Origin of the sequence: Pseudomonas sp. Tn43 (assembly GCF_014192635.1) — a bacterium.
In the GTDB taxonomy this organism is placed as follows: domain Bacteria; phylum Pseudomonadota; class Gammaproteobacteria; order Pseudomonadales; family Pseudomonadaceae; genus Aquipseudomonas.
The window spans coordinates 584,949-609,243 of sequence record NZ_JACHYG010000003.1; the positions used below are offsets into that span (position 1 = coordinate 584,949).

General features: G+C 60.2%; 23 protein-coding genes. 10 read left to right on the top strand and 13 right to left on the bottom strand.

Annotation, left to right across the window (positions count from 1 at the left end; translation table 11 throughout):
• The first annotated feature begins 38 nt into the window (after positions 1-38).
• The 3 genes from dapE to FHW68_RS11305 all read left to right on the top strand — a co-directional run bounded on the left by dapE (position 39) and on the right by FHW68_RS11305 (position 2,452).
• Complete coding sequence (gene dapE, locus FHW68_RS11295) at positions 39-1,190, top strand: succinyl-diaminopimelate desuccinylase (protein WP_095631684.1); 1,152 nt, start codon at positions 39-41, stop codon at positions 1,188-1,190.
• A complete protein-coding gene (locus FHW68_RS11300) occupies positions 1,190-1,999 on the top strand; it encodes a putative RNA methyltransferase (protein WP_183680420.1) in 810 nt (269 codons plus the stop codon). The genes dapE and FHW68_RS11300 overlap by 1 nt, the downstream gene beginning before the upstream one ends.
• 75 nt (positions 2,000-2,074) lie before the next feature.
• Positions 2,075-2,452: a hypothetical protein gene (locus FHW68_RS11305; protein ID WP_095631686.1), complete on the top strand. Its 378-nt coding sequence runs from the start codon at positions 2,075-2,077 to the stop codon at positions 2,450-2,452.
• 116 nt (positions 2,453-2,568) lie between these two features.
• Here the strand turns inward: FHW68_RS11305 and FHW68_RS11310 are convergent, their stop codons facing one another.
• The gene (locus FHW68_RS11310) at positions 2,569-2,778 is read right to left on the bottom strand and encodes a cold-shock protein (protein ID WP_007964248.1); all 210 of its coding nucleotides are present in this window, start codon (positions 2,776-2,778) and stop codon (positions 2,569-2,571) included.
• 163 nt (positions 2,779-2,941) lie between these two features.
• On the opposite strand from FHW68_RS11310, the gene plsB reads away from it, so the two are divergent.
• Together plsB and FHW68_RS11320 are read left to right on the top strand one after the other, a co-directional pair.
• Positions 2,942-5,446: a glycerol-3-phosphate 1-O-acyltransferase PlsB gene (plsB, locus tag FHW68_RS11315; RefSeq protein WP_183680422.1), complete on the top strand. Its 2,505-nt coding sequence runs from the start codon at positions 2,942-2,944 to the stop codon at positions 5,444-5,446.
• Between the two features lie 65 nt (positions 5,447-5,511).
• A complete protein-coding gene (locus FHW68_RS11320) occupies positions 5,512-6,201 on the top strand; it encodes a DUF4197 domain-containing protein (protein ID WP_183680425.1) in 690 nt (229 codons plus the stop codon).
• A 628-nt stretch (positions 6,202-6,829) separates the two neighbouring features.
• Here the strand turns inward: FHW68_RS11320 and FHW68_RS11325 are convergent.
• Together FHW68_RS11325 and FHW68_RS11330 are read right to left on the bottom strand one after the other, a co-directional pair.
• Positions 6,830-9,901: an efflux RND transporter permease subunit gene (locus FHW68_RS11325; protein WP_183680427.1), complete on the bottom strand. Its 3,072-nt coding sequence runs from the start codon at positions 9,899-9,901 to the stop codon at positions 6,830-6,832.
• A 6-nt stretch (positions 9,902-9,907) separates the two neighbouring features.
• A complete protein-coding gene (locus FHW68_RS11330) occupies positions 9,908-11,008 on the bottom strand; it encodes an efflux RND transporter periplasmic adaptor subunit (RefSeq protein WP_095631690.1) in 1,101 nt (366 codons plus the stop codon).
• Between the two features lie 93 nt (positions 11,009-11,101).
• Between FHW68_RS11330 and FHW68_RS11335 the strand changes: the two genes are divergently transcribed.
• Positions 11,102-11,746, top strand: coding sequence for a TetR/AcrR family transcriptional regulator (locus FHW68_RS11335; RefSeq protein WP_095631691.1), 645 nt, complete (start codon positions 11,102-11,104; stop codon positions 11,744-11,746).
• Between the two features lie 120 nt (positions 11,747-11,866).
• On the opposite strand, the gene FHW68_RS11340 is transcribed toward FHW68_RS11335, so the two are convergent.
• On the bottom strand, positions 11,867-12,649 hold the full coding sequence (locus FHW68_RS11340; protein WP_095631693.1) for a class I SAM-dependent methyltransferase: 783 nt from the start codon (positions 12,647-12,649) through the stop codon (positions 11,867-11,869).
• 93 nt (positions 12,650-12,742) lie between these two features.
• Here FHW68_RS11340 and FHW68_RS11345 point away from each other — a divergent pair, with 93 nt between their 5' ends.
• On the top strand, positions 12,743-13,363 hold the full coding sequence (locus FHW68_RS11345) for an energy transducer TonB (RefSeq protein ID WP_183680429.1): 621 nt from the start codon (positions 12,743-12,745) through the stop codon (positions 13,361-13,363).
• 3 nt (positions 13,364-13,366) lie between these two features.
• Here the strand turns inward: FHW68_RS11345 and FHW68_RS11350 are convergent, their stop codons facing one another.
• From FHW68_RS11350 to ppc, 7 genes are all read right to left on the bottom strand, one after another.
• Complete coding sequence (locus tag FHW68_RS11350) at positions 13,367-14,062, bottom strand: extensin family protein (RefSeq protein WP_183680431.1); 696 nt, start codon at positions 14,060-14,062, stop codon at positions 13,367-13,369.
• A 2-nt stretch (positions 14,063-14,064) separates the two neighbouring features.
• Entirely contained in the window at positions 14,065-14,886 is an 822-nt protein-coding gene (locus FHW68_RS11355; protein WP_183680433.1) for an oxaloacetate decarboxylase, read from the bottom strand.
• A gap of 32 nt (positions 14,887-14,918) precedes the next feature.
• Positions 14,919-15,779, bottom strand: coding sequence for a DUF72 domain-containing protein (locus FHW68_RS11360; protein WP_183680493.1), 861 nt, complete (start codon positions 15,777-15,779; stop codon positions 14,919-14,921).
• Positions 15,776-16,078: a hypothetical protein gene (locus tag FHW68_RS11365; protein ID WP_095631697.1), complete on the bottom strand. Its 303-nt coding sequence runs from the start codon at positions 16,076-16,078 to the stop codon at positions 15,776-15,778. The genes FHW68_RS11360 and FHW68_RS11365 overlap by 4 nt, the downstream gene beginning before the upstream one ends.
• A 252-nt stretch (positions 16,079-16,330) precedes the next feature.
• The gene (tsaB, locus tag FHW68_RS11370; RefSeq protein ID WP_095631698.1) at positions 16,331-17,005 is read right to left on the bottom strand and encodes a tRNA (adenosine(37)-N6)-threonylcarbamoyltransferase complex dimerization subunit type 1 TsaB; all 675 of its coding nucleotides are present in this window, start codon (positions 17,003-17,005) and stop codon (positions 16,331-16,333) included.
• 93 nt (positions 17,006-17,098) lie between these two features.
• Positions 17,099-17,746, bottom strand: coding sequence for an adenylate kinase (gene adk / locus FHW68_RS11375; protein ID WP_095631699.1), 648 nt, complete (start codon positions 17,744-17,746; stop codon positions 17,099-17,101).
• A gap of 290 nt (positions 17,747-18,036) precedes the next feature.
• Positions 18,037-20,667, bottom strand: a complete 2,631-nt coding sequence (gene ppc / locus FHW68_RS11380) for a phosphoenolpyruvate carboxylase (protein WP_095631700.1) — start codon at positions 20,665-20,667, stop codon at positions 18,037-18,039.
• A 221-nt stretch (positions 20,668-20,888) separates the two neighbouring features.
• Here ppc and FHW68_RS11385 point away from each other — a divergent pair, with 221 nt between their 5' ends.
• The 3 genes from FHW68_RS11385 to FHW68_RS11395 all read left to right on the top strand — a co-directional run bounded on the left by FHW68_RS11385 (position 20,889) and on the right by FHW68_RS11395 (position 22,857).
• A complete protein-coding gene (locus FHW68_RS11385) occupies positions 20,889-21,233 on the top strand; it encodes a pilin assembly protein (RefSeq protein ID WP_095631701.1) in 345 nt (114 codons plus the stop codon).
• A 365-nt stretch (positions 21,234-21,598) separates the two neighbouring features.
• A complete protein-coding gene (locus FHW68_RS11390) occupies positions 21,599-22,012 on the top strand; it encodes a DUF4398 domain-containing protein (protein WP_183680435.1) in 414 nt (137 codons plus the stop codon).
• 56 nt (positions 22,013-22,068) lie between these two features.
• Complete coding sequence (locus tag FHW68_RS11395) at positions 22,069-22,857, top strand: OmpA family protein (protein WP_095631703.1); 789 nt, start codon at positions 22,069-22,071, stop codon at positions 22,855-22,857.
• Between the two features lie 124 nt (positions 22,858-22,981).
• Here FHW68_RS11395 and FHW68_RS11400 read toward each other — a convergent pair whose 3' ends face one another.
• Both FHW68_RS11400 and FHW68_RS11405 read right to left on the bottom strand, forming a co-directional pair.
• Positions 22,982-23,311, bottom strand: a complete 330-nt coding sequence (locus FHW68_RS11400; protein ID WP_095631704.1) for a hypothetical protein — start codon at positions 23,309-23,311, stop codon at positions 22,982-22,984.
• The gene (locus FHW68_RS11405) at positions 23,308-24,222 is read right to left on the bottom strand and encodes an alpha/beta hydrolase (protein ID WP_183680436.1); all 915 of its coding nucleotides are present in this window, start codon (positions 24,220-24,222) and stop codon (positions 23,308-23,310) included. The genes FHW68_RS11400 and FHW68_RS11405 overlap by 4 nt, the downstream gene beginning before the upstream one ends.
• Between the last annotated feature and the right edge of the window lie 73 nt (positions 24,223-24,295).

Here is a 24,295-nt window from a genome sequence, read left to right on the forward strand (position 1 = left end):
AAGCCTCGCTCCTGCAAATAAAAGCTCCGGAGTTTTCCATGACGGCCCACGCCGACCTTTCGCCGACCCTCCAACTCGCAATCGATCTGATCCGCCGTCCGTCCGTGACGCCGGTCGACGCCGATTGCCAGAAGCAGATGATGCAGCGCCTGGGCGATGCCGGCTTCAAACTCGAACCGATGCGCATCGAAGAGGTGGATAACTTCTGGGCCACTCACGGTAAACACGAAGGCCCGGTGCTGTGCTTCGCCGGCCACACCGACGTGGTTCCGACCGGTCCGGTCACCGCCTGGCAGATCGATCCGTTCAACGCGGTGATCGACGAACACGGCATGCTCTGTGGCCGTGGCGCGGCGGACATGAAAGGCAGCCTGGCCTCCATGACCGTGGCAGCCGAGCGTTTCGTCGCCGATTACCCGGACCACAAAGGCAAGGTCGCGTTCCTGATCACCAGCGATGAAGAAGGCCCGGCGCATCACGGCACCAAAGCTGTGATCGAACGCCTCGCCGCCCGTAAGGAACGTCTGGACTGGTGCATCGTCGGCGAACCGTCGAGCACGACCCTGGTGGGTGACGTGGTCAAGAATGGCCGTCGCGGCTCCCTCGGCGCCAAATTGACCGTGCGCGGTGTGCAGGGTCACGTGGCGTATCCGCACCTGGCGAAGAACCCGATCCACCTCGCCGCCCCGGCGCTGGCCGAACTGGCCGCCGAGCACTGGGACCACGGTAACGATTTCTTCCCGCCGACCAGTTTCCAGATTTCCAACGTCAATTCCGGCACCGGCGCGACCAACGTGATCCCGGGTGATCTGGTGGCGGTGTTCAACTTCCGCTTCTCCACCGAATCCACCGTCGAAGGCCTGCAAAAGCGCGTTGCCGATATTCTCGACAAGCATGGCCTGGACTGGCACATCGACTGGGCGCTGTCCGGCCTGCCGTTCCTCACCGAACCGGGCGCCCTGCTCGACGCGGTATCGGCGAGCATCAAAGACATCACCGGTCGCGAGACCGAGGCGTCCACCAGCGGCGGCACTTCCGACGGGCGCTTCATCGCGACCATGGGCACACAGGTTGTCGAACTGGGCCCGGTCAACGCGACGATCCACCAGGTCAATGAGCGCGTGCTGGCGGCCGATCTCGATGTACTGACCGAAATCTACTACCAGACCCTGATCAAGTTGCTCGCCTGATGCTTGCGTGTCCGATCTGCAGCGAACCGCTGAACGCGGTGGACAACGGCGTGGCTTGCCCCGCCGGGCATCGTTTCGACCGTGCGCGGCAGGGTTACCTGAACCTGTTGCCGGTGCAGCATAAAAACAGCCGCGACCCTGGGGATAACCTGGCGATGGTCGAAGCCCGTCGCGACTTCTTGAACGCCGGCCATTACGCGCCAGTGGCCAAGCGTCTGGCCGAACTGGCGGCGCAATACGCGCCCCAGCGCTGGCTGGACATCGGTTGTGGCGAGGGTTACTACACCGCGCAAATCGCCGAAGCGTTGCCCAATGCCGATGGCTATGCGCTGGACATTTCCCGGGAAGCGGTCAAACGCGCCTGCAAACGCAACCCTGCCCTGACCTGGTTGATCGCCAGCATGGCGCGGGTGCCGCTGGCGTCAGGCAGCTGCCAGTTTCTCGCCAGCGTGTTCAGCCCGCTGGACTGGCAAGAAGCCAAACGCCTGCTCAGCCCCGGTGGCGGGCTGATGAAAGTCGGGCCGACCAGCGGCCATCTGATGGAACTGCGCGAGCGGCTGTACGACGAAGTGCGCGAGTACACCGATGACAAGCATTTGGCGTTGGTGCCGCAAGGCATGGCGCTGCAGCACAGCGAAACCCTGGAATTCAAACTGACGTTGATCAGTGGTCAGGATCGGGCGAACCTGTTGGCCATGACACCCCACGGCTGGCGCGCCAGCGCCGAACGCCGGGCGGCGGTTATCGAACAGGCCGAGCCGTTCGAGGTCACTGTTTCGATGCGCTACGATTACTTCGTACTTCAATAATTTTTGGTCCCGAGCAACAGCTTGAGGCCGGCTAAATCCGCGAATGGATTTTTCAAGACCGCAATGAGGACATCCATGCGCCAACCCGATATCGAGATTTACCTGAAAGACGCCGACGTCGACCACAAGGCCATCGCCGCCTGGCTCGGCGCCGCTTTAGGGCCGTGCACCGACTGGGTTCAGAAAGGTCAGACCTACAAGTGCAAGGCCGGCAACGTGCCGGTCACCTGGCTGCCCAAAGCCGTCGGCAAATGGAATAGCCTGTACCTGGAAAGCGACCAGACCCCATGGGAAGACGACATCGCCTGCGCCCGCGCAGCCTTTGCCGCGCTGAACGTCGAAGTGCGTTGCGCACCGGGCAGCTGGGTCGAGGAAGAAGGCGAAGAAACGGCCGATCGCTGGATACGCATCAGCGCCGATGGTGAAGAAGAGATCACCTGGAAAACCGCCTGACATTGATCGTTCCCGCGCTCTGCGTGGGAATGCCTCAACGGATGCTCCGCGTTCGGCTTTTGATGGGACGCGGAGCGTCCCGGGCTGCATTCCCACGCAGAGCGTGGGAACGATCTTCAGAGGCCTACAACGTCTTCAGCCTGCAAGCCCTTCTCGCCGGTCACTACTGCGTACTCAACCTGCTGACCTTCAGTCAGCGAGCGATGCCCTTCGCCGCGGATCGCGCGGTAGTGCACGAACACGTCCACCCCGTCCTCGCGCTGAATGAAGCCATAACCCTTGGCGTCGTTGAACCACTTCACATTGCCGGTTTCGCGCGTAGCCATTTCAGTACCCCTTGTTTTTATTTTGAACGGCCGAGTATATGACAGTCGTCAAAACTCTCAACTCAACTTTACTTAGCTGCTTTTTTGCCGATTTTCGACGAATACGGCACACTATCGGTCGCCCAAGCAATTGCTTGGTTTTGTCCACTCACGCAGAAGCCGTATGACCCGTTCCCCGCTCCGCCGTCTTGTGTTTGGTACCCTGCGCCGATTGCTGTACCTCTGGGTTCGCTCGGAGACGATCAACCAGTCGTCGTTCCCCCTTAACCTCGACCGCAGCCGGCCGGTGTTCTACGTCCTGCAAAATCCTTCACTGACCGACCTCGCCGTGGTCGATACCGAATGCAGCAAGGCCGGCCTGCCCCGCCCGGTGTTGCCAGTATCGGTGGGCGCGTTGATAGAACCCGCTGCATTCTTTTACCTGACGCCGGACCCGGACTGGCTTGGCCGCCAGGACAAACGCGGCGCGCCACCGACCCTGACCCGCCTGGTCAGCGCCCTGAGCCAGAACGCCGCCGAAGACGCGCAGATCATTCCGGTCAGCGTGTTCTGGGGCCAGTCGCCGGACAGCGAATCGAGCCCGTGGAAACTGTTGTTCGCCGACAGCTGGGCGGTCACCGGGCGTTTGCGTCGACTGCTGAGCATCATCGTGCTGGGGCGCAAGACCCGGGTGCAGTTCTCGGCGCCGATTCATTTGCGTGAATTGATCGAGCACAACAAAGGCCACGAGCGCACCGTGCGCATGGCCCAGCGGATTCTGCGGGTGCATTTTCGCAACCTGAAAGCCGCGGTGATCGGCCCGGACATTTCCCATCGCCGTAACCTGGTCAAAGGCCTGCTCAATCAGCCGTCGGTCAAACAGGCGATCCTCGACGAAGCCGAGCGCGAGAACATCTCGCCGGAAAAAGCCAAGGCCCAGGCCTTGCGTTATGGCAACGAGATCGCCTCGGACTATACCTACACCGCGATCCGTTTTCTGGAAGTGGTGCTGAGCTGGTTCTGGAACAAGATCTACGACGGCATCAAGGTCAACCACCTCGAAGGTGTGCAAAAGGTCGCCCAAGGTCACGAAGTGATCTACGTGCCGTGCCACCGCAGCCACATCGACTATTTGCTGCTCTCTTATCTTCTATTTCGCAACGGCCTGACCCCGCCGCACATTGCTGCCGGGATCAACCTCAACATGCCGGTGATTGGTAGTTTGCTACGGCGTGGCGGCGCGTTCTTCATGCGCCGCACCTTCAAGGGCAACCCGCTCTACACCTCGGTATTCAACGAGTACCTGCATACCTTGTTCACCAAGGGTTTCCCGGTCGAGTACTTCGTCGAGGGCGGCCGTTCGCGCACCGGGCGCATGCTGCAACCGAAAACCGGAATGCTCGCGATCACCCTGCGCAGCTTCCTGCGTTCGTCACGCATGCCGATCGTCTTCGTGCCGGTGTACATCGGCTATGAGCGCGTGCTGGAAGGCCGCACCTACCTCGGCGAATTGCGTGGCGCGAGCAAAAAGAAAGAATCGATCTTCGACATTTTCAAAGTCATCGGCGCGCTCAAACAACGCTTCGGTCAGGTCGCAGTCAACTTCGGCGAGCCGATCAAACTGGCGGAATTCCTCGACAGCGAACAGCCAGACTGGCGCCAACAGGCGCTTGGCCCGCAATTCAAACCGGCCTGGCTCAACGAAACCACCAACCGCCTCGGCGAGAAAGTCGCCCAGCATTTGAATGAAGCGGCGGCGATCAACCCGGTGAATCTGGTGGCACTGGCGTTGCTGTCCACCAGCCGTCTGGCCCTGGACGATCGCGCCATGGCGCGGGTACTCGATCTGTATCTGGCGCTGTTGCGCAAGGTGCCTTATTCCTCGCACACCACCCTGCCGGACGGTGACGGCCGGGCGTTGATCGAGCACGTGAAGGACATGGACCTGCTGTCCGAGCAGAGCGATGCGCTGGGCAAGATTCTGTACCTGGACGAACAGAACGCCGTCCTGATGACCTACTACCGCAACAACGTTTTGCACATCTTCGCGTTGCCGTCGTTGCTGGCAAGTTTCTTCCAGAGCACCTCGCGCATGAGCCGCGAGCAGATCCTGCGCTACACCCGCGCGCTGTATCCGTACCTGCAATCGGAGCTGTTCATTCGCTGGTCGCTGGACGAACTCGACGGCGTGGTCGATCAATGGCTCGAAGCCTTCGTCGAGCAAGGCGTGCTGCGTTTCGAGAACGACGTGTACCTGCGTCCGGCACCGAGCTCACGGCATTTCGTGCTGCTGACTCTGCTATCAAAAAGCATCGCCCAGACCTTGCAGCGCTTCTACATGACCGTTTCCTTGCTGCTCAACAGCGGTCAGAACAGCATCAGCGCCGAAGAACTCGAAGACCTGTGCACGGTCATGGCCCAGCGCCTGTCGATCCTCCATGGCCTGAACGCCCCGGAATTCTTCGACAAGAGCCTGTTCCGTCACTTCATCCAGACAATGCTGGACCTGGACGTGCTGCGCCGCGGCGAAGCCGGCAAGCTGAGCTATCACACACTGCTCGGCGAACTGGCTGAAGGCGCGGCCAAACGGGTATTGCCGGCGGAGATTCGCTTGTCGATCCGTCAGGTGGCGCTGCATCGCAATGAAGATGCAGCCGATCAAGTCGCCGCTCCAGTGCAGACCGTCTAAATTCCTACAGGCGCCAGGCTTCTTCTGGCGCCGCAGCCACTGAAAATCCGAACAAGGAAGCCGCCATGCTCCGCCCTACTCTTCGCTTCACCAGCCTGTGCGCAGGTTTGATGATCTGCGCCAACGCCCTGGCCCTGTCGCTCAATGACCTGTCGCAACAAGACGCCACCGGCGGCCTCAAGGACGCCCTGACTCAAGGTGCGCAACTGGCCGTTAAACAACTTGGCGCACCTGGTGGCTTCAGCAACAATCCGGAGGTGAAAATCGAGCTGCCGGGCAAGCTGGGCAAGGTCGCCAAGAAAATGAAACAGTTCGGCATGGGCGATCAGGTCGATCAACTGGAAATCAGCATGAACAAAGCGGCTGAAGCGGCGGTGACACAGGCTCAACCGATTCTGGTGGATGCGGTGAAGAAGATGACCGTGGAGGATGCCAAGGGGATTCTCGGCGGCGGCAAGGACTCGGCGACTCAATACCTGAGCAAAACCAGCCGCGAGCAGATCCGCATCAAATTCCTGCCAATCGTCAAACAGGCTACCGACCAGGTCGGCCTGGCCCAGCAATACAACTCGTTCGCCGGGCAAGCGGCGACTCTGGGCGTGCTGGATGCGAAAAACGCCAACATCGAAGGCTACGTCACCGAGCAGGCGTTGAACGGTTTGTTCGAGATGATTAGCAAGCAGGAAGAAACCATTCGCCAAAACCCTGCGGCGGCGGCGACCAGTCTGGCGAAGAAGGTGTTTGGTACGTTGTAATTTTCCAAGTGCAACTCATCACGAAAAGCCCGCTGACCTTTGAAGGTTCAGCGGGCTTTTTTTGCGCTACTGTTACGGATCCAGATTATCCAGCACGCGATTTACCGGGCTGCGAAACCCGGTCGCTGCTTTTTGCAGCGAAGGCTAGAGGGCGCACTTCCGACGGACAACCTGAAAATCAGGTGGGAAGGTTCTGATGATTTGATTGCCCAATAAACATCGTCGACTTTCAGGACGCCACATCGCGAGCAGGCTCGCTCCCACAATTGAACCGTGTGGATCTGCGAAGTATTGGTTGGTTGTCAGGCCGCCAAGATCAAAAGATCGCAGCCTTCGGCAGCTCCTACGTGGGGTTGTGTACACCCGCGATAGATTGATCGGCTGTCAGGCCGCCTTCGCGGGCAAGCCTCGCTCCTACAAAAAGCCATCGGCGTACACCCGCCCCTCACCACTCAACAGGCCGAGCGTTAGCTCGCCTGCAGCTTTTGATCTGGCTTTTGATCTTGATCCACCCGCCCCTTCGGGAGGCTGAGCGCAGGTGTTCATCTGGCCGCCGTTACCGCAGCAACGGATATGTACCGCACCAACCAAGAGCATGGTCGGCCCGAAGGCCGCCAAGACCAAACAATCACACAGACTCTTTACGGACCCTGAACCAAGCCGCATACAACGCCGGCAAAAACAGCAACGTCAACGCCGTCGCCACAATCAGCCCGCCCATGATCGCCACCGCCATCGGCCCGAAAAACACACTGCGTGACAATGGAATCATCGCCAGCACCGCCGCCAACGCCGTCAGCACAATCGGTCGGAACCGCCGCACTGTCGCCTCGATAATCGCTTGCCAAGGCTTAAGCCCGGCAGCGATGTCCTGCTCGATCTGATCCACCAGAATCACTGAGTTACGCATGATCATCCCGGACAAGGCGATGGTCCCGAGCATTGCCACAAAACCAAACGGTTGACGGAACACCAGCAGAAAAAGGGTCACACCGATCAGCCCCAGTGGCGCCGTCAGAAACACCATCACCGTGCGTGAGAAACTGCGCAGTTGCAGCATCAGCAACGTCAGCACCACCACAATGAACAACGGCACGCCAGCATTCACCGAGCTCTGCCCACGGGCCGAGTCTTCCACCGTACCGCCGACGTCCAGCAAATAGCCGTCCGGCAGTTCGGCGCGAATCGGATCCAGGGTCGGCATGATTTGCTGCACCAGTGTCACCGGTTGTTCCTTGCCGTAGATGTCGGCGCGAACCGTCACGTTGGGCAGGCGGTTACGGTGCCAGATGATGCCTTCCTCGAAGCCGTATTCCAGCGTCGCGATCTGCGACAGCGCCACGCTGCGACCATTGTCGGTCGGCACGGCCAGGCTTGGCAGCAACGCCAGTTCGGTGCGCTCATGTACCGTGCCGCGCAGCAAGATCTCGATCAACTCGTTGTCTTCGCGGTACTGGCTGACGCTGGCACCGGTCAGCGAGCTGCGCAGGAAAGCCGAGAGGTTCGCCGTGCTCACACCCAGCGCTCGCGCGCGGTCCTGGTCGACGTTCAGGTAAACGACTTTGCTCGGCTCTTCCCAGTCCAGATGCACGTTGACCACGTGAGGATTCTCACGAACCTTGGCCGCGACTTTACGGGCCAATGCGCGGACTTCCTCGATGTGCTCACCGGTGACCCGGAACTGCACCGGATAACCAACAGGCGGGCCATTCTCCAGCCGCGTGACCCGCGTGCGCAGGGCCGGGAATTGTTCATTGAGGGTTCCAATCAACCAGGTGCGCAGGGTTTCACGGTCTTCAATGGTTTTGGCCAGCACGACAAATTGCGCAAAGCTCGCCGCCGGAAGTTGCTGATCCAGCGGCAGGTAGAAACGCGGCGAACCGGTGCCGACGTAAGCCACGTAATTGTCGATCCCGGGCTGATCCTTGAGCAGGTTTTCGAGGCGTTTGACCTCTTCGGCGGTGTTGCTCAAAGACGCCCCTTCGGCCAGTTTCAGATCGACCATCAACTCCAGCCGCCCCGAAGCCGGGAAGAACTGTTGCGGCACGAAACGGAACAACACCAGTGAGGCGACGAACATCAAGACCGTCAGCATGATCACCGTTTTGCGCCGACGCACGCACCACTCCACCAGCCGCCTGACGCGCTGATAGAACGGCGTGCCATAAGGGTCGGGTTGACCGTCGCCGGTGCCATGTTTGGCGGCGTGAATTTTCGCCAGGTCCGGCAGGAGTTTTTCCCCCAGATAAGGCACAAAGACCACGGCGGCAACCCACGACGCCACCAGCGCGATGGTCACCACCTGGAAGATCGAGCGGGTGTATTCACCGGTGCCCGATTGCGCAGTGGCAATCGGCAGGAAACCGGCAGCGGTGATCAACGTACCGGTGAGCATCGGGAACGCAGTGCTGGTCCAGGCGTAGCTGGCGGCTTTGACCCGGTCGAAGCCCTGCTCCATTTTGATCGCCATCATTTCCACGGCGATGATCGCGTCGTCCACCAGCAATCCCAGCGCCAGCACCAGCGCGCCCAGGGAAATCTTGTGCAGGCCGATGCCAAGGTAATACATGCAAGCGAAGGTCATCGCCAACACCAGCGGAATCGCCAGCGCCACCACCATGCCGGTGCGCACACCGAGGGAGAAGAAGCTCACCAGCAATACAATCGCCAGCGCCTCCACCAGCACCTGAACAAACTCGCCGACACCGGTTTTCACCGCGGCCGGTTGATCGGAGACCTTGCGCAGTTGCATGCCGGCCGGAAGATTCTTCTGGATCCGGGCGAATTCGGCTTCCAGCGCCTTGCCCAGAATCAGAATGTCGCCACCGCTCTTCATGGCCACCGCCAGGCCGATGGCGTCTTCAGCCATGAAGCGCATGCGCGGCGCCGGTGGATCGTTGAAGCCACGACGAACGTTCGCCACATCGCCGATGCGGAACGTGCGATCACCGACGCGGATCGGGAAGTTGCTGATCTCGTCGACCGTCTGAAAATTCCCCGAAACCCGTAGCTGCAAACGCTCGCTGGTGGTTTCGAAGAAACCTGCGTTGGACATCGCGTTCTGCTCTTCAAGCGCCTGCTGCACCGTCGCCAACGGCAATCCGAGGGTGGCCAGTTTGACGTTGGAGAGCTCGATCCAGATCTTTTCGTCCTGCAGCCCGAGCAAGTCGACCTTGCCCACATCCTTGACCCGTTGCAGCTGAATCTGGACGCGGTCGGCGTAGTCCTTGAGCACCGCGTAATCAAAACCTTCGCCGGTCAGGGCGTAGATATTGCCGAAGGTGGTGCCGAACTCATCATTGAAGAAAGGCCCCTGGATGCCCGGCGGCAACGTGTGGCGAATGTCGCTGATCTTTTTGCGAGCCTGATACCAGAGCTCCGGGATCTCCACCGAGTGCATCGAATCTCGAGCAATGAACGTGACCTGGGACTCGCCCGGGCGGGAGAACGAAGCGATCCGGTCGTACTCGCCGGTTTCCATCAGTTTCTTTTCAATACGCTCGGTCACCTGGCGCGACACTTCCTCGGCCGTAGCTCCCGGCCAGTTGGTGCGAATCACCATGGCCTTGAAGGTGAACGGCGGGTCTTCGCTTTGGCCCAGCTTGGTGTAGGACAACGCGCCGACGAGGGCCAGCAAAAGCATCAGGAACAGTACGATCTGGCGGTTGCGCAGCGCCCATTCGGAAAGATTGAAACCCATCGGGGATTACTCCTTGTGCGCCAGATTGACCACGCGATTGGAGCGATCCACCGGGCGTACTTGCTGCCCGTCGTGAAGCACATGAACCCCGGCCGCCACCACCCAGTCACTGGCGTTCAGGCCTTCAAGCACCGGCACGGTTTTCTCGCCGAATGCACCGACCCGCACCGGGGCTTTTTTCAAGGTGTTGTTGGCGCCGACCACCCATACATAAGTGGCCCCGTTTTCCGCCGTGACTGCCGACAGCGGCACTGACAACGACACCACATCGGCGGTCTGGATGAACACCCGGGCGCTCTGGCCCAGTTCGGCGGGAACCTTGCCGGCGGAAAAAGCGATACGGGCGGCAAAGGTGCGGGATTTCGGATCGGCGGCCGGCGACAACTCACGAATGCGTCCCGGGAAACGTTGATCGGGTTGGGTCCAGAGTTCCACCGAGACCGGCTGGCCGACCTTGAAGCGACCAAAACTCTGCTCCGGCAGGCTGATCAACACTTCGCGTTCGCCGTCGGTGGCAAGGGTAAACACCGTTTGCCCGGCCGCCACCACTTGCCCGACTTCAACCGCACGCTTGGCCACCACGCCATCCTGCGGTGCACGCAGCACCGCGTAACTGGCCTGGTTGGTCGATACGTTGAATTCGGCTTTGATTTGCTTGAGACGTGCTTCACCGGAGCGGTAGAGGTTTTCCGCATTGTCGTACTGCGAACGGCTGACCATTTGCCGCTCCATCAGGGTCTTGTAGCGATCGCGCTCGGCGCGCACCAGGTTCAGATTGGCTTCGGCGGCGGCGACCTGGGCGCGGGTGGCTTCCAGTTGCAGGCGCACATCCTGAGGATCGAGTTCCGCCAGAGGCTGGTCGGCCTTGACCCGCTGGCCTTCCTCGACCAGTCGTCGGCTGACTTTACCGCCAATGCGGAAGGCCAGATCTGGCTCATAGCGCGCACGGACTTCACCGGGATAACTTTCCATGGCCTGGGCCGAAGGCTCTGGCTGAACGACCATGGCCGGGCGGACAGTGACTTGAGGCGTCTCTTCATGGCCACACGCAGACAGTAAAAAAGCCAGGCTGACCGGCAATGCGAGGGGCAGGGCATAGCGGAACATGGTGAAGGACCTTTCGCTAATAGTGCTTTGAATAATTATACTGACCAGTATGTTATTAATAGCAAACTCACCAGTCCAGTATTAAAGCGAAGAATGTCTGACAATCTTTCAACCTCCAGCGGTCCGGGCCGTCCCAAAGATCTGGCCAAGCGCCAGGCCATCCTCGATGCGGCGAAAATCCTGTTTCTGAGCAAGGGCTATGCGAACACCAGCATGGATGCCGTGGCGGCCGAGGCCGGCGTGTCGAAGCTGACGGTCTACAGCCATTTCAACGACAAGGAAACGCTGTTCTCCGCCGCAGTGATGGCCAAGTGCGAAGAGCAATTGCCGCCACTTTTCTTCGAATTGCCGGAGGGCATTGCGGTGGAAACCGTGCTGCTGAACATCGCACGCGGCTTTCATCAGCTGATCAACAGCGATGAATCGGTGAACCTGCATCGGCTGATGATGACGCTGGGTAGCCAGGACCCGAAGCTCTCGCTGATTTTCTTCCAGGCCGGGCCAGAACGCGTGCTCCACGGAATGGAGGGGTTGCTGAACAAGGTCAATCAGAGCGGTGCATTGAGTATCGATAAACCGCGCAATGCCGCCGAGCATTTCTTTTGCCTGCTCAAGGGCGCGGGCAATTTCCGGTTGCTGTATGGCTGCGGCGAGCCGGTGACCGGGGATGCGGCCGAAGCCCATGTGCAGGACGTGGTGGGGTTGTTTATGCGGGCTTATCGGCCGCAGTCGGCCTGATGATCGTTCCCACGCTGTGCGTGGGAATGCAGCCCGGGACGCTCCGCGTCCCTTTCGAAGCGGACGCAGAGCGTCCATTGAGACATTCCCACGCAGAGCGTGGGAACGATCAGTATCGAATCAGGGTTTGAGCGCTTTCTTCGGATAAATGTCGTATCGGCTGGATTTGCCATCCAGCGCATGGCTCGGTTTCGGCCCCTCGATGCACGGCGCCTTGCGCGGGCGCTTGACCACCACCCGGTGGCTGGCCAGGGCCAACGCCGCTTCGAGCAATGCAGGCGCATCCGGGTCATCGCCGACCAGCGGCCGGAACAGGCGCATTTCCTTCTTCACCAACGCCGTTTTCTCGCGATGGGGGAACATCGGATCGAGGTAGATCACCTGCGGTGGCTCGCCTTCCCAGTTGCGCATCACCTCGATCGAATTGCCCTTGAGCAAACGCATCCGCGCCACGATCGGCGCCACGTCGAAATCTTCCGCGCCGCGCGCCAGGCCATCTTCAAGCAATGCGCCGATCAGCGGCTGGCGCTCGATCAGGCTCATCTCACAGCCCAGGCTGGCCAGCACGAACGCGTCCTTGCCCAACCCTGCCGTTGCGTCTAGCACACGCGGGCGCACGCCTTGGGCGATGCCGACCGCTTTGGCGATCATCTGACCGCTGCCGCCGCCGTACAACCGACGATGAGCCGCGCCGCCTTCGACAAAATCCACCCGAACCGGTCCCGGAGCATCGGGCCCCAATTGTTGCAGCTGCAACCCCTGCTCGCCCACCTGCAAGGCGAACTCGCCATCATCCACCTGTAACGGCAACCCCAGGCGCTCGGCCCATTGCTCGGCCTGTGGCTGAAAGGTCGTGCCCAAGGCCTCGACATGGATGCGGCAGGCCGCAGGTTGCTCAATCATGGGAAAACACGCTCAAAAAATTAATGATCGGCAAAAATGGCCGATAACCAAACTATCGAGCATTTTGCCAGAGCTGAGCGTCGACCGAGAGAAATGTCAGACATTCAACGCACATCGATAGGTTATATCTCGCCCCACGGCGATTTTGGCCTGCGAAACTCCCAAGCACTGAGCGGCGTCAGTCACCTGTGGCAGGATTTTTTTGCCCAGGCGCTGGCCGATCAGTCGGGCGATGTCGTGCCGGAGTCTCTCAACTTTCCGCCGGTGGATCTCGACAGCCCGGTCGAACCGACCGTTGGCAGTGAGTTGCTGGCGCACATCATTTCCCAGCGCGAATGTGATGTGATCGAAACACCCGTTCGCCCGCCAGAGCCGCTGTTTCTGCCGATTGCCGAATTCGAAATGGACCTGGCCGACAAACCCTTCCCGCCATTCCCGCCGGAAGAAATCGTCGCGCAACAGAAACAGCAGGACTTCGACAGCGGCTGGGTACGCCCTATCGTGCTCACCGCCGGCCAAGCGTTGCGACAGCCAGGCGCCGCACCGCAACCGCGCCCGCTGCACTTGCCGATCGCCGAGTTCGAACTTGAGCTGCTGGACAAACCGTTCCCGCCGTTCTCGCCCGAAGAGCTGGTGGAACAACAGAAACAACTGGATTTCGATAACGGCTGGGCACGCCCGATCGTTCTGCAGAACCTGCGTATCGCCGCCTGACCCTCAGCGGCAGCGCCACCACGGCCCGACATCCACATGAAAGTGGTTGCGATGGGCGGCGTTGTAATCCGGGCTCAATACCACACTGAACATATCGCAGGCACCATCGCGCACCTGACGCAGAAATCGCGCGTCCTGGTTATCCTTCGGCCAATCCCTGAGCACGCTGATCGATCGGCCACCCGCCAGGCGGAATCCGCTGATATCCAGCGCATCGGCCGTGGCATGCTGGCTGCGTCTGCCGTTTTCGCGGTTGTAGACGTTGCGACAGGCGAAGCTGCCAAGATGGTCGACCCGTTTCACCGCTTGCCCGTAGACAGCCTGAGCCGCAGGTTGCAGGGCGTGGCGTTCAAACAAGGCGAACGCCACTGCCAAGCGGCAACTAGCGAGAAAACTGCTGCTCAGTGCCACCTCGCCACCTTGCACACGCAAGGCGTCGGTCAATGGGCAAGTCGCGTCCGGGCTGTCGGCCTGACGGGTCACCCGCAAACCTGAGCCGCTCAGGACCTGGTCGCATAACTGCGGATCATTGCGCAGACGCATCAGTTTGTAGCGGGTCAGCAGGTTCGGTTCGGCCTTCACGTCCAGCGGCGCCCAGGGGTTCCATTGCGGGGGAATGGACACCCAGCCGCGCCAGACACTTAACCCGGCAGCGCCGATGATCAACAGCACCAGCAACAGCCCCCACCGAAACCGCATCGTCAGCCTTTGAACAATTGATTGGCCTTCTGGAATGGCATCGAGCGGGAGGTAAAGCCGAAGGTCCCGTGTTGCTGGATTTCCTCGGCGGCGCGGAAGAACTCGCCATACGCCGCCAGGGCCAGGGCTGAACCAACGCTGATGCGTCTGACGCCCATTTCACTCAACTGCTCGACCGTCAGCTTGAGCCCGCCGGACATCAATACATTGACCGGCTTGGGCGCCACGGCACGGACCACCGCCAAAACCTCTTCAGCACTGCGCAAGCCTGGTGCGTAAAGCACGTCAGCTCCCGCTTCGGCGAATGCCTGCAAACGGCGAACGGTATCGTCGAGGTCAGGATTGCCGTGCAGATAGTTTTCGGCACGCGCCGTCAGCACGAAGGGAAAAGACAAACTGCGAGCCGCCGCGACAGCCGCTTCGATACGCGCCACCGCATGTTCGAAGCAGTAGATCGGACCGTCCTCACGCCCGGTGGCATCTTCGATCGAACCGCCAACGGCACCGGCCTTGGCTGCCCGCAGAATACTTTGGGCGCAATCAGCGGGGGCGTCGGCAAAACCGTTTTCGAGATCCACCGCCACCGGCAGATCGGTGGCCGCGACAATCGCTTCAACGTTCGCCAGGGTTTCATCGAGCGTCAACCCACCATCGGGACGGCCTCGGGAAAAGGCGTAACCGGCACTGGTGGTTGCCAGTGCCTCGAAACCAAGGCTGGCGAGCATTTTCGCCGAGCCGGCGTCCCAAGGGTTGGGAATGACAAAAGCGCCCTCGCGTTCATGCAGTGCTTTGAACGCCTGGGCTCGAAGGATTTGCGCATCCATTGGCAGGCTCCTGAAAAGGGAAAGAAACCGCTTCAGAGCAAGCCAAATTGCTCGGCAGCGGGCTCTCTGTATAGCTCAGGCAGCGGCGGCAAGCCAGGCAAACGCAGCATCAGCTGTGCGTGAAAACGTTGGGCGAGTTTTGCCGCCAACAGATTATCGGCGGTGTGCAGGAAGATATACGGCGCGCGGCCCTCTTCGATCCAGGCAGCGATTTTTTCGACCCACGGCACCAGGAATGAATCGTTGGCTTCAAGCACAGGATGGCCGATGAAACGCACCTGTGGGCATTGAGTAAACGCCGCAGGACGAGGCGGTACCCGGGGTTTTTTCGATTGGGCGTGAAGCACCGAAGGTTCAGTCGAGGTGCAGCTGAACAGCGCTCGCGGATCGAGGCAGATACGCTCGACACCGCGCTCGAGCAACAGGCGATTGAGCATTCGCTCGGCATCGCCCTTGGCAAAGAACTCATCGTGTCGCACTTCAACCGCCAGGGGCCGGTCGATCGCATCGATAAAACCGGCCAGCTCGGACAAGCGTTGCGGGGTGAAGCTTTTGGATAATTGCAACCACAGGGGAGAAACCCGCTCACCCAGGGGGCTGAGCAATTGCAGGAAGGTTTCGGCGGCGGTCAATTGTTCGCGCAGATCGCCGCTGTGACTGATGTCGCCAGGAAACTTGGCGGTGAAGCGAAAGTGTTCGGGCATGATCTGGGCCCAGCGCTGCACCGTGGCGGCAGACGGGCTGGCGTAGAAGGTCGTATTGCCTTCCACGGCGTTGAACACTTGAGCATAAAGACTGAGAAACTCGGCAGGCCTGGCGTCTTGCGGATACAAATAATCGCGCCAGGCATTTTCACTCCAGGACGGGCAACCGAGATAGTAAGGCAGCATCAGATGTAAAGGTCGAGACCCAGAACATCCGCATCCCAATCGACAAAAGTGGCGGTGCTCAGGTAACTGGCCAAAGCCATTGCCACGCTTTTGCTCATGGCGCGGTGATAAATCATGTCTTGTTGACGAGCGGGCAGATTGCTCAGGCGTTGCGCCGAGGCTTTGGCACGGGCGGCCAATTGCTCTTCGGTAGGGAATTCCAGCTCGCCGTCGATATCGACGGAGTCACCCTCGTAGACATGGCCTTTGCGAGGCTTGCGCTTGATGGGGTAGGACTGAGAGGAAACGCCGTCTATACGCATAAGGGCATGCTCGGTATCGATGATGGCAGTTTAGTGGCGCATATCCCACTTCGCAAACCGCCGAGTGATAACTAGAACACAGAAAAGCGAAAAGGTTTAAAAGCGGCGGGTAGAAATTGATGATTTGGCTATAACCGGAAAGATTGCCTTCGCGGGCAAGCCTCGCTCCTACAGGTATCGCCGATATTTCGACGGCTACAAAACTTGTAGGAGCGAGGCTTGCCCGCGAAGGGATCAACCCGAGAACAAGGATTAACGCGCTTTCGGGGTCGCGACTTTATCGCGCAGATACACCGGTTGCGCCTGATCGGCCACGATCGCTTCACCGCGCTCCCAGGCAAAACGTGCCAGGGTCAGCAGGTCTTCGGCGTGGGGCAGCATGCCCGCGTCCTGCCCGCTCAGGTTGACGGCAATGCGCTCGGCATACCCCCAACCGGTGCCAGCACCAAACCACTCGCCGCTGGCATCGGCTGGCAACGCAGCGGCTTGCGGTGGCAGTACCGCTTCATTGCCCACCAGCCGCATCTCCCCCGCCGTTTCGCGGTAGCAACCCCAATACACCTCATCCATGCGCGCATCGATGGCCGCCGCGACCTGGCTGACGCCGTGCTCGCGATAGGCCCGCTGGGCGAGTACGGCGAGATTGGAGACCGGCAATACCGGACGATCCAGCGCAAACGCCAGCCCCTGCACCACGCCGATGGCGATGCGCACACCGGTGAACGCGCCCGGCCCACGGCCGAACGCAATGGCATCGACCGCTTGCAGGGTAGTCCCGGCATCGGCCAGCAGTTGCTGAATCATCGGCAGCAGCTTTTGCGCATGCAGGCGCGGGATCACCTCGTAATGGCTCGTGACTTTGCCGTCATGCAGCAAGGCAACGGAGCAAGCTTCAGTCGCGGTGTCCAGGGCCAGCAAGGTGCTCATCGATGTTTCCGTAAGAGAAGTCAAAAAAAGTGCGCCAGTATAAACAACTACGGCCCGCAAGCGGGCCGTAGAAGATGAAGCCGATCAGACTTTTCAGCTCAGTGCTTCAAGCACCTTGCCGGTGATCGATTCAACCGAGCCAACACCTTCGATGTGGCTGTACTTCGGCTTGCCCTGATCAGCGGCCAGGTTCTGGTAGAACTCTATCAGTGGCTTGGTCTGGGAGTGGTAGACCGACAGGCGATGACGCACGGTTTCTTCGGTGTCGTCCTTGCGCTGTACCAGTTCTTCGCCAGTGATGTCGTCTTTGCCGGCGATTTTCGGCGGGTTGTAAACGGTGTGGTACACGCGGCCGCTGGCCTCGTGAACGCGACGACCGGCAATCCGCTGCACGATTTCTTCGTCATCGACGGCGATTTCGACCACGTGGTCCAGCTCCACGTCAGCCTCTACCAGCGCTTCAGCTTGCGGAATGGTGCGCGGGAAACCGTCGAACAGGAAACCTTTGGCACAGTCAGGCTGCGCGATACGGTCCTTGACCAGGGCGATGATCAGGTCGTCGGAAACCAGGCCACCGGCATCCATGATGCTTTTGGCTTTAACGCCCAGCTCGGTGCCGGCTTTTACCGCAGCACGCAGCATGTCGCCGGTAGAAATTTGCGGAATACCGAATTTCTCGGTGATGAACTTAGCCTGAGTACCTTTACCGGCCCCGGGAGCTCCCAGCAGAATGACGCGCATTAGATGTGCTCCTCAATTTTTTATATAGATAACGTCAGATTCGCCTCTTGGGGCCAATCTCAAAAATAGGATCGCGACCGCCCAAACGGCCAAAGGCTGATCAAGATACACAGCAGGCCCTGCCCACACAAGCCGCCGAAAGTCGGAGAAACCCGCCCCTTGCGAGACCCTGCGAAGGGGTAACCCAAGTCGCAACCCCATCATTAACTGTCGCGTGGCAGACCTTTTTGACCGCTCGCCAGCAGGCACTCGACGCTCGCGCCGGGTGCCTGTTCCCCACGACGAAAACCTTAGCCGGTATTTCGCAAACCGGCGGCAATCCCCGCCACAGACACCAGTAACGCCTGTTCTACCGGGCTGCCCTGGGCCACATCCTGTTGCCGCGAACGTGCCAACAGTTCGGCTTGCAATAGATGCAGCGGGTCGAGGTAAGTGTTGCGCAGACGGATGAATTCAAGGGTGGCTGGGCTATGTGCCAGTAGCTGCGACTGACCGGTCAACCCCAGGACCACCGCACACGCCTGCGACAATAGGTCGCGTAAATGCGCGCCCAAAGGGAGCAGATCCGGCTCGACCAGACGCTCATCGTAAGACTGGGCGATATCGGCGTCGGCCTTGGCCAGCACCATTTCCAGCATATCGATGCGGGTACGGAAGAATGGCCACTGCTCGCGCATCTGCCCTAACAGCTCACCTTCGCCGCGCTCCAGCGCCTTGCTCAGCGCCGCTTCCCAGCCGAGCCAGGCCGGCAGCATCAGACGCGTCTGGGTCCAGCCGAAGATCCACGGAATGGCACGCAGGCTTTCAATGCCGCCAGCACGGCGTTTGGCCGGGCGGCTGCCCAACGGCAAACGCCCCAACTCCTGCTCCGGGGTCGATTGGCGGAAGTACTCGACGAACTGCGGGTTCTCCCGTACCACGGCGCGGTAGGCCTTGACGCCATCGGCGGCCAATTCGTCCATCAAATGGCGCCAGGCAGGCTCAGGCGGTGGTGGCGGCAACAAGGTGGCTTCCAGCACCGCCGCCAGGTACAGATTGAGGTTTTGCTCGGCGATGTCCGGCAGGCCGAATTTGAAACGAATCATTTCCCCCTGCTCGGTGGTGCGGAAACGCCCCGCCACCGACCCCGGCGGCTGCGACAGAATCGCCGCGTGTGCCGGACCACCTCCACGGCCCACGGTGCCACCGCGACCGTGGAACAACAACAGCTCAACTTGCTGCTCGCGGCAAATATCCACCAGCCGCTCCTGAGCCCGATACTGCGCCCAGGCGGCTGCAGTGGTGCCAGCGTCCTTGGCTGAGTCGGAATAACCGATCATCACTTCCTGCGGCCCTTGCAGGCGCGAGCGATAGCCCGGCAACAGCAACAGTTTTTCGATCACCGGGCCCGCGTTGTCGAGGTCGGCGAGGGTTTCGAACAGCGGCACCACGCGCATCGGCCGCAATACGCCGGATTCTTTGAGCAGCAGTTGCACAGCCAGCACGTCGGAAGCGGCACCGGCCATGGAAATCACATACGAACCAAGGGAGGCCCCTGGTGCCGCGGCGATTTCCCGGCACGTCGCCAGAACCTCGGCGGTGTCGGCAGACGGCTTGAAGTACGCTGGCAGCAACGGGCGACGATTGTTCAGTTCACGCATCAGGAAGGCGATGCGTTCCTCTTCGCTCCAGTCCTCATAACGGCCCAGGCCGAGGTAATCGGTGATTTCGGTCATGGCCGCCGTGTGGCGTGACGAGTCCTGCCGCACATCGAGGCGCACCAGAAACAACCCGAATGTCACCGCGCGACGCAGGCAATCGAGCAACGGACCATCGGCGATGACGCCCATGCCGCATTCATGCAGCGAGTGGTAGCACAGCTCCAGCGGGTCCAGCAGGTCACGATTGTTTTGCAGCACATCGGCCGACGCTGGAGTGGCTGCCGTCAGGGAGGCGTGGGCCCAGTTACGGGTCGCGCGCAGGCGTTCACGCAATTGTTTGAGCACTGCGCGGTAAGGTTCGGCGCTGTCGCCGGCCTTGGCCTTCAGCTCGTCACTGGCCCGCTGCATCGACAACTCGGCGGCGAGATGATCAACGTCGCGCAGGTACAAATCGGCGGCCATCCAGCGCGCCAGCAGCAACACTTCGCGGGTTACGGCGGCAGTGACGTTGGGGTTGCCGTCGCGGTCGCCGCCCATCCAGGAGGCAAAGCGAATCGGTGCCGCTTCCAGTGGCAAGTGCAGGCCGGTGGCGGCATGCAGCGCCTGATCGGCCTTGCGCAAATAATTGGGAATCGCCTGCCACAGCGAATGCTCGATCACCGCAAAGCCCCACTTGGCTTCATCCACCGGTGTGGGACGGGTACGGCGAATTTCTTCGGTGTGCCAGGCTTCGGCGATCAGGCGCTGCAACTTCGTCTTGATCTGCTCGCGCTCGGCGGTGGTCAGGTCGCGATGGTCTTGTGCGGCCAGTTGCGCGGCGATCGCGTCGTACTTCTGGATCAGGGTGCGGCGCGCCACTTCGGTGGGGTGCGCGGTCAATACCAACTCGATTTCCAGACGCCCCAATTGCCGGGCCAGGGACTCGGGGTCATGACCCGCAGTCAGCAGGCGAGCGAGCAGTTCCGGCAACACCCGTGCCTCGAATGGTTCGGGTTGCGACTCTTCGCGGCGGTGAATCAGCTGATATTGCTCAGCGATATTGGCCAGGTTGAGAAACTGGTTGAACGCTCGCGCCACCGGCAGCAGCTCGTCTTCGCTCAACTGGTTGAGGCTGGCACTAAGCTCAGCGTCCATCGAACCGCGACGGTCAGCCTTGGCGCCTTTGCGGATTTGCTCGATCTTGTCGAGAAAGTCATCCCCGTACTGTTCACGAATGGTGTTGCCCAACAGTTCACCCAACAGGTGAACGTCCTCGCGCAAGCGTGCATCAATATCGGTCATCAGCAGTTCTCCAGCGAAAATCCGGGCGGCTATGCTTGGTTATCAGAGGCTCTGCTACAGAGAGTGCCGCCGTAAAGCGCTTCTTACAAGCAGACCACGCCAAGGGCTTCAAACACCGGGCAATGCAGCTAATCTCAACCATGAGCCGTACAACGGCGTATCACCGGCTACCGCCGGACACTCACCCGGCCTGCCACGAGCAGGTGCGCAATGAGGTCATCATGAAAATCCGCGAGCTCGCCAAGCACTGGGAAGAAAACGCCAAGGGTCGCCTGACCGACACGGGCTACACGATTCGTCTGGACGTGGAAGCGGCCGCACGGCTGGCGGCGATTATTGAAATGTACCCCAAGCGGCACCCCGAAGAACTGCTCGGCGAGCTGATCGGCGCCGCCCTTGAAGAACTCGAAGCGAGCTTTCCGTACGTGAAAGGGTCAACGGTGGTGGCCACCGACGAGGAAGGCGATCCACTGTACGAAGACGTCGGCCCTACTCCGCGTTTTCTCGCCTTGTCCCGGCGCCATTTGCATGATTTGTCGGGCGATAACGACAAGCAGAAACACTGATTCCTGTGGGTGCGAGCCTGCTCGCGATAGGGTTTAACAGTCAACGTTGATGTTGAATGATATGGCCCCATCGCGAGCAGGCTCGCTCCCACAATTTGATCGCATTCTTCCTGCTGAACAGTGCACTTGCGGGTCACTTAAAGCCCCGTGGATACCCCTGTGCTGCCTGAAAGTTCCCGATTTAGAGCCCTGTCCGCTCGATCAGTTTTTTCGGTCGATAAGCCATCTTCTCTGAACTTTTGAAAAACGCCACGGGTCACACCCAGTAACCACGCCTGGGACGGCCGTTTCAAAAAGCACTCTGGAAATCGTAGGTTGCGGCTCCTTGCCCAGGATGGATTCAGATGTTTTTCAGGAGTTATCCAATGGAGTTGAAGACTATGAAGGCCAGCACTGCATCCTCCTCGTATTCCCCTCTGCGCGGTCTCAAACTGGCGGCCCTGGCCATTGGCAGCAGCCTGGTTCTGGCCGGTTGCGCCGGTAACCCGCCGAGCGAGCAATACGCCGTGACCCAATCGGCTGTGAACAGTGCCGTCAGCGCCGGCGGAACCGAATTCGCCGCCGTGGAAATGAAGGCCGCTCAGGACAAGCTCAAACAAGCCGAAATCGCCATGCACGACAAAAAGTATGACGAAGCCAGAATGCTGGCCGAGCAAGCCGAGTGGGACGCCCGCGTCGCCGAGCGCAAGGCCCAGGCGATGAAGGCCGAACAATCTGTGAAGGATTCCCAGAAAGGTGTTCAGGAACTGCGTCAGGAAAGTCAGCGCACCGTGCAGTAGGCGCCCCTTCCGATGTTCAGACCTCAAACGCTTATCGATAGAAAGGACGAACTATTATGCGCAATCAATTGATAATCCCCGCCCTCCTGGCCGCAAGTGTTGCACTGGCTGCCTGCTCCACACCGCCCAACGCGAACCTGGAGCAAGCCCGTACCAACTACACCGGCCTGCAAGCCAACCCGCAAGCGAGCAAAGTCGCGGCGCTGGAAACCAAAGACGCCAGCGAATACCTGGACAAGGCCGACAAGGCTTATCTGGACAGGGAAGACCAGGCCACGGTCGACCAACTGGCTTACCTGACCAATCAGCGTGTTGAAGTGGCCAAGCAGACCATCGCTCTGCGCACCGCTGAAAACAACTTGAAAAATGCCGCAGCACAACGGGCCCAGGCTCGTCTGGATGCCCGCGACCAGCAGATCAAACAGCTGCAGGACAGTCTGAACGCCAGACAGACCGATCGTGGCACGCTGGTGACGTTTGGTGATGTGCTGTTCGCCACCAACAAGGCGGACCTGAAGTCCAACGGCTTGGTGAATATCAACAAACTGGCGCAATTCCTTCAGGAAAACCCGGACCGCAAAGTGATTGTCGAAGGTTACACCGACAGCACCGGCTCGGCGTCGTACAACCAATCACTGTCCGAGCGTCGCGCGACCTCGGTGCAAGTGGCCCTGATCAAGATGGGTGTAGACCCGGCGCGCATCGTGGCCCAGGGTTATGGCAAGGAATACCCGGTTGCGGAGAACTCCAGCGTCTCGGGCCGTGCGATGAACCGTCGGGTGGAAGTGACCATTTCCAATGATAACCAGCCCGTCATTCCGCGTTCGGCGATCAGCTCGAACTAGATTGAACCTGCGGTAATGCAAAAGCCCTGTAGGAGCGAGGCTTGCCCGCGAAGAACGATGACTCGGTTTATCTGTTAGACCGCATCATCGTTCTTGGCGGGCAAGCCTCGCCCCTACGGGATGTTTATTGCTCGAGTTTTTGCGGCGTTGCCTCGCCCATGCAGCGCACAGCTTTTTTCTTGCTGTTGACCAGCACACCGGTCAGGCCTTTCTGTTCGGTGTCGAACAGCACCAGCACGCCATCAATGCACTGGGCCACTTGCGGGGCCGGTTGCAGGGAGACTTTATAGTCTTCGCCCGGCACGGTCTTGAGCATGGTGAAGTCGCTGAGCAGCAACGCATCTTCGGGTTTGGCGAAGTGCAGGTAGCCGTACCACCACAGGGCGCCGACAGTGCCGAGGATGCTACAGATACCGGTGATGATCAGCGGGATGGCGTTACGTTCTTCACTCATTGCGGACTCTCTGGTGGTTCATCTTCAGAATTCGGGGGTGCCGGGTAATTCGGGACCTCACCCAGGCGACGCAGGCCGTCGAAATGCTGCGGGTCTTCGAGGTAACGCAGCATGACCTTTCGCCAGACCGGGTCGGCGAAGGTTTGCACATGTCCGCCACGGGTCATTTGCAGCACTCGCGGCGGCGGCGCAGCTTGATACAGTCGGATGCCGTTGGAAAGGGGTACCAGCTGATCATCGATGCTGTGATAGATCAGTTTCGGTACGCCATTGAGCTGCTTCATGGAATGGATCGCACTGTCACCGTCCGGCACCAACCAGGATAACGGCACCTGGAACGGCCAGGTCATCCATGACGTGCTCAGGGCGAAACGCCCGACATCACGGTAACTGGCAGGCACGCCATCGAGCACAAAAGCCTTGAGTTGCCGCTGGCGCTCGGGGTGCCGGGCCAGGAAATGCACGGCCATCGAACCGCCAAGGCTCTGACCGAGAAGGATCAGCGGTTTACCCTTGACCTCCGGGGCCTGGTCGAGCCATTTGAACGCGGCGTCGATGTCTTGATAGATCGCCGGCAACGCTGGTTTACCTTCGGACCAACCGTACCCACGATAGTCCACCAGCAACACTTGATAACCCTGCTCCGGCAACCACCAGCTGCCACCCAAATGCCACGCCAGGTTGCCGCCGTTGCCATGCAGATGCAGCACGGTGCCTTTGACCTCGACATCTTTTTTCGCCGGCAGCCACCAGCCATGCAGTTTGAGGCCGTCAGCGGTGACCAGGGTGACGTCGCGAAATTCGAGTTTGGCTTTTGCCGGAGTGAACGGCTGGCCGGGCTCGGGATAGAACAGCAAAGAGCTGCAACCGCCAAGCACCAGGAGCAGGTAAAAGATGCCGAGGATTCTCATCCGGTGAAGCCTCGCATTAACGATTGATAGCAGGTCCGTAGGAGCGAGGCTTGCCCGCGAAGAACGATGACGC

Excerpts from the sequence above, each read along its gene's own strand:
- dapE (WP_095631684.1), top strand. The coding sequence starts at position 39 with ATGACGGCCCACGCCGACCTTTCGCCGACCCTCCAACTCGCAATCGAT.
- FHW68_RS11300 (WP_183680420.1), top strand. The coding sequence starts at position 1,190 with ATGCTTGCGTGTCCGATCTGCAGCGAACCGCTGAACGCGGTGGACAAC.
- FHW68_RS11305 (WP_095631686.1), top strand. The coding sequence starts at position 2,075 with ATGCGCCAACCCGATATCGAGATTTACCTGAAAGACGCCGACGTCGAC.
- FHW68_RS11310 (WP_007964248.1), bottom strand. The coding sequence starts at position 2,778 with ATGGCTACGCGCGAAACCGGCAATGTGAAGTGGTTCAACGACGCCAAG.
- plsB (WP_183680422.1), top strand. The coding sequence starts at position 2,942 with ATGACCCGTTCCCCGCTCCGCCGTCTTGTGTTTGGTACCCTGCGCCGA.
- FHW68_RS11320 (WP_183680425.1), top strand. The coding sequence starts at position 5,512 with ATGCTCCGCCCTACTCTTCGCTTCACCAGCCTGTGCGCAGGTTTGATG.
- FHW68_RS11325 (WP_183680427.1), bottom strand. The coding sequence starts at position 9,901 with ATGGGTTTCAATCTTTCCGAATGGGCGCTGCGCAACCGCCAGATCGTA.
- FHW68_RS11330 (WP_095631690.1), bottom strand. The coding sequence starts at position 11,008 with ATGTTCCGCTATGCCCTGCCCCTCGCATTGCCGGTCAGCCTGGCTTTT.
- FHW68_RS11335 (WP_095631691.1), top strand. The coding sequence starts at position 11,102 with ATGTCTGACAATCTTTCAACCTCCAGCGGTCCGGGCCGTCCCAAAGAT.
- FHW68_RS11340 (WP_095631693.1), bottom strand. The coding sequence starts at position 12,649 with ATGATTGAGCAACCTGCGGCCTGCCGCATCCATGTCGAGGCCTTGGGC.
- FHW68_RS11345 (WP_183680429.1), top strand. The coding sequence starts at position 12,743 with ATGTCAGACATTCAACGCACATCGATAGGTTATATCTCGCCCCACGGC.
- FHW68_RS11350 (WP_183680431.1), bottom strand. The coding sequence starts at position 14,062 with ATGCGGTTTCGGTGGGGGCTGTTGCTGGTGCTGTTGATCATCGGCGCT.
- FHW68_RS11355 (WP_183680433.1), bottom strand. The coding sequence starts at position 14,886 with ATGGATGCGCAAATCCTTCGAGCCCAGGCGTTCAAAGCACTGCATGAA.
- FHW68_RS11365 (WP_095631697.1), bottom strand. The coding sequence starts at position 16,078 with ATGCGTATAGACGGCGTTTCCTCTCAGTCCTACCCCATCAAGCGCAAG.
- tsaB (WP_095631698.1), bottom strand. The coding sequence starts at position 17,005 with ATGAGCACCTTGCTGGCCCTGGACACCGCGACTGAAGCTTGCTCCGTT.
- adk (WP_095631699.1), bottom strand. The coding sequence starts at position 17,746 with ATGCGCGTCATTCTGCTGGGAGCTCCCGGGGCCGGTAAAGGTACTCAG.
- ppc (WP_095631700.1), bottom strand. The coding sequence starts at position 20,667 with ATGACCGATATTGATGCACGCTTGCGCGAGGACGTTCACCTGTTGGGT.
- FHW68_RS11385 (WP_095631701.1), top strand. The coding sequence starts at position 20,889 with ATGAAAATCCGCGAGCTCGCCAAGCACTGGGAAGAAAACGCCAAGGGT.
- FHW68_RS11390 (WP_183680435.1), top strand. The coding sequence starts at position 21,599 with ATGGAGTTGAAGACTATGAAGGCCAGCACTGCATCCTCCTCGTATTCC.
- FHW68_RS11395 (WP_095631703.1), top strand. The coding sequence starts at position 22,069 with ATGCGCAATCAATTGATAATCCCCGCCCTCCTGGCCGCAAGTGTTGCA.
- FHW68_RS11400 (WP_095631704.1), bottom strand. The coding sequence starts at position 23,311 with ATGAGTGAAGAACGTAACGCCATCCCGCTGATCATCACCGGTATCTGT.
- FHW68_RS11405 (WP_183680436.1), bottom strand. The coding sequence starts at position 24,222 with ATGAGAATCCTCGGCATCTTTTACCTGCTCCTGGTGCTTGGCGGTTGC.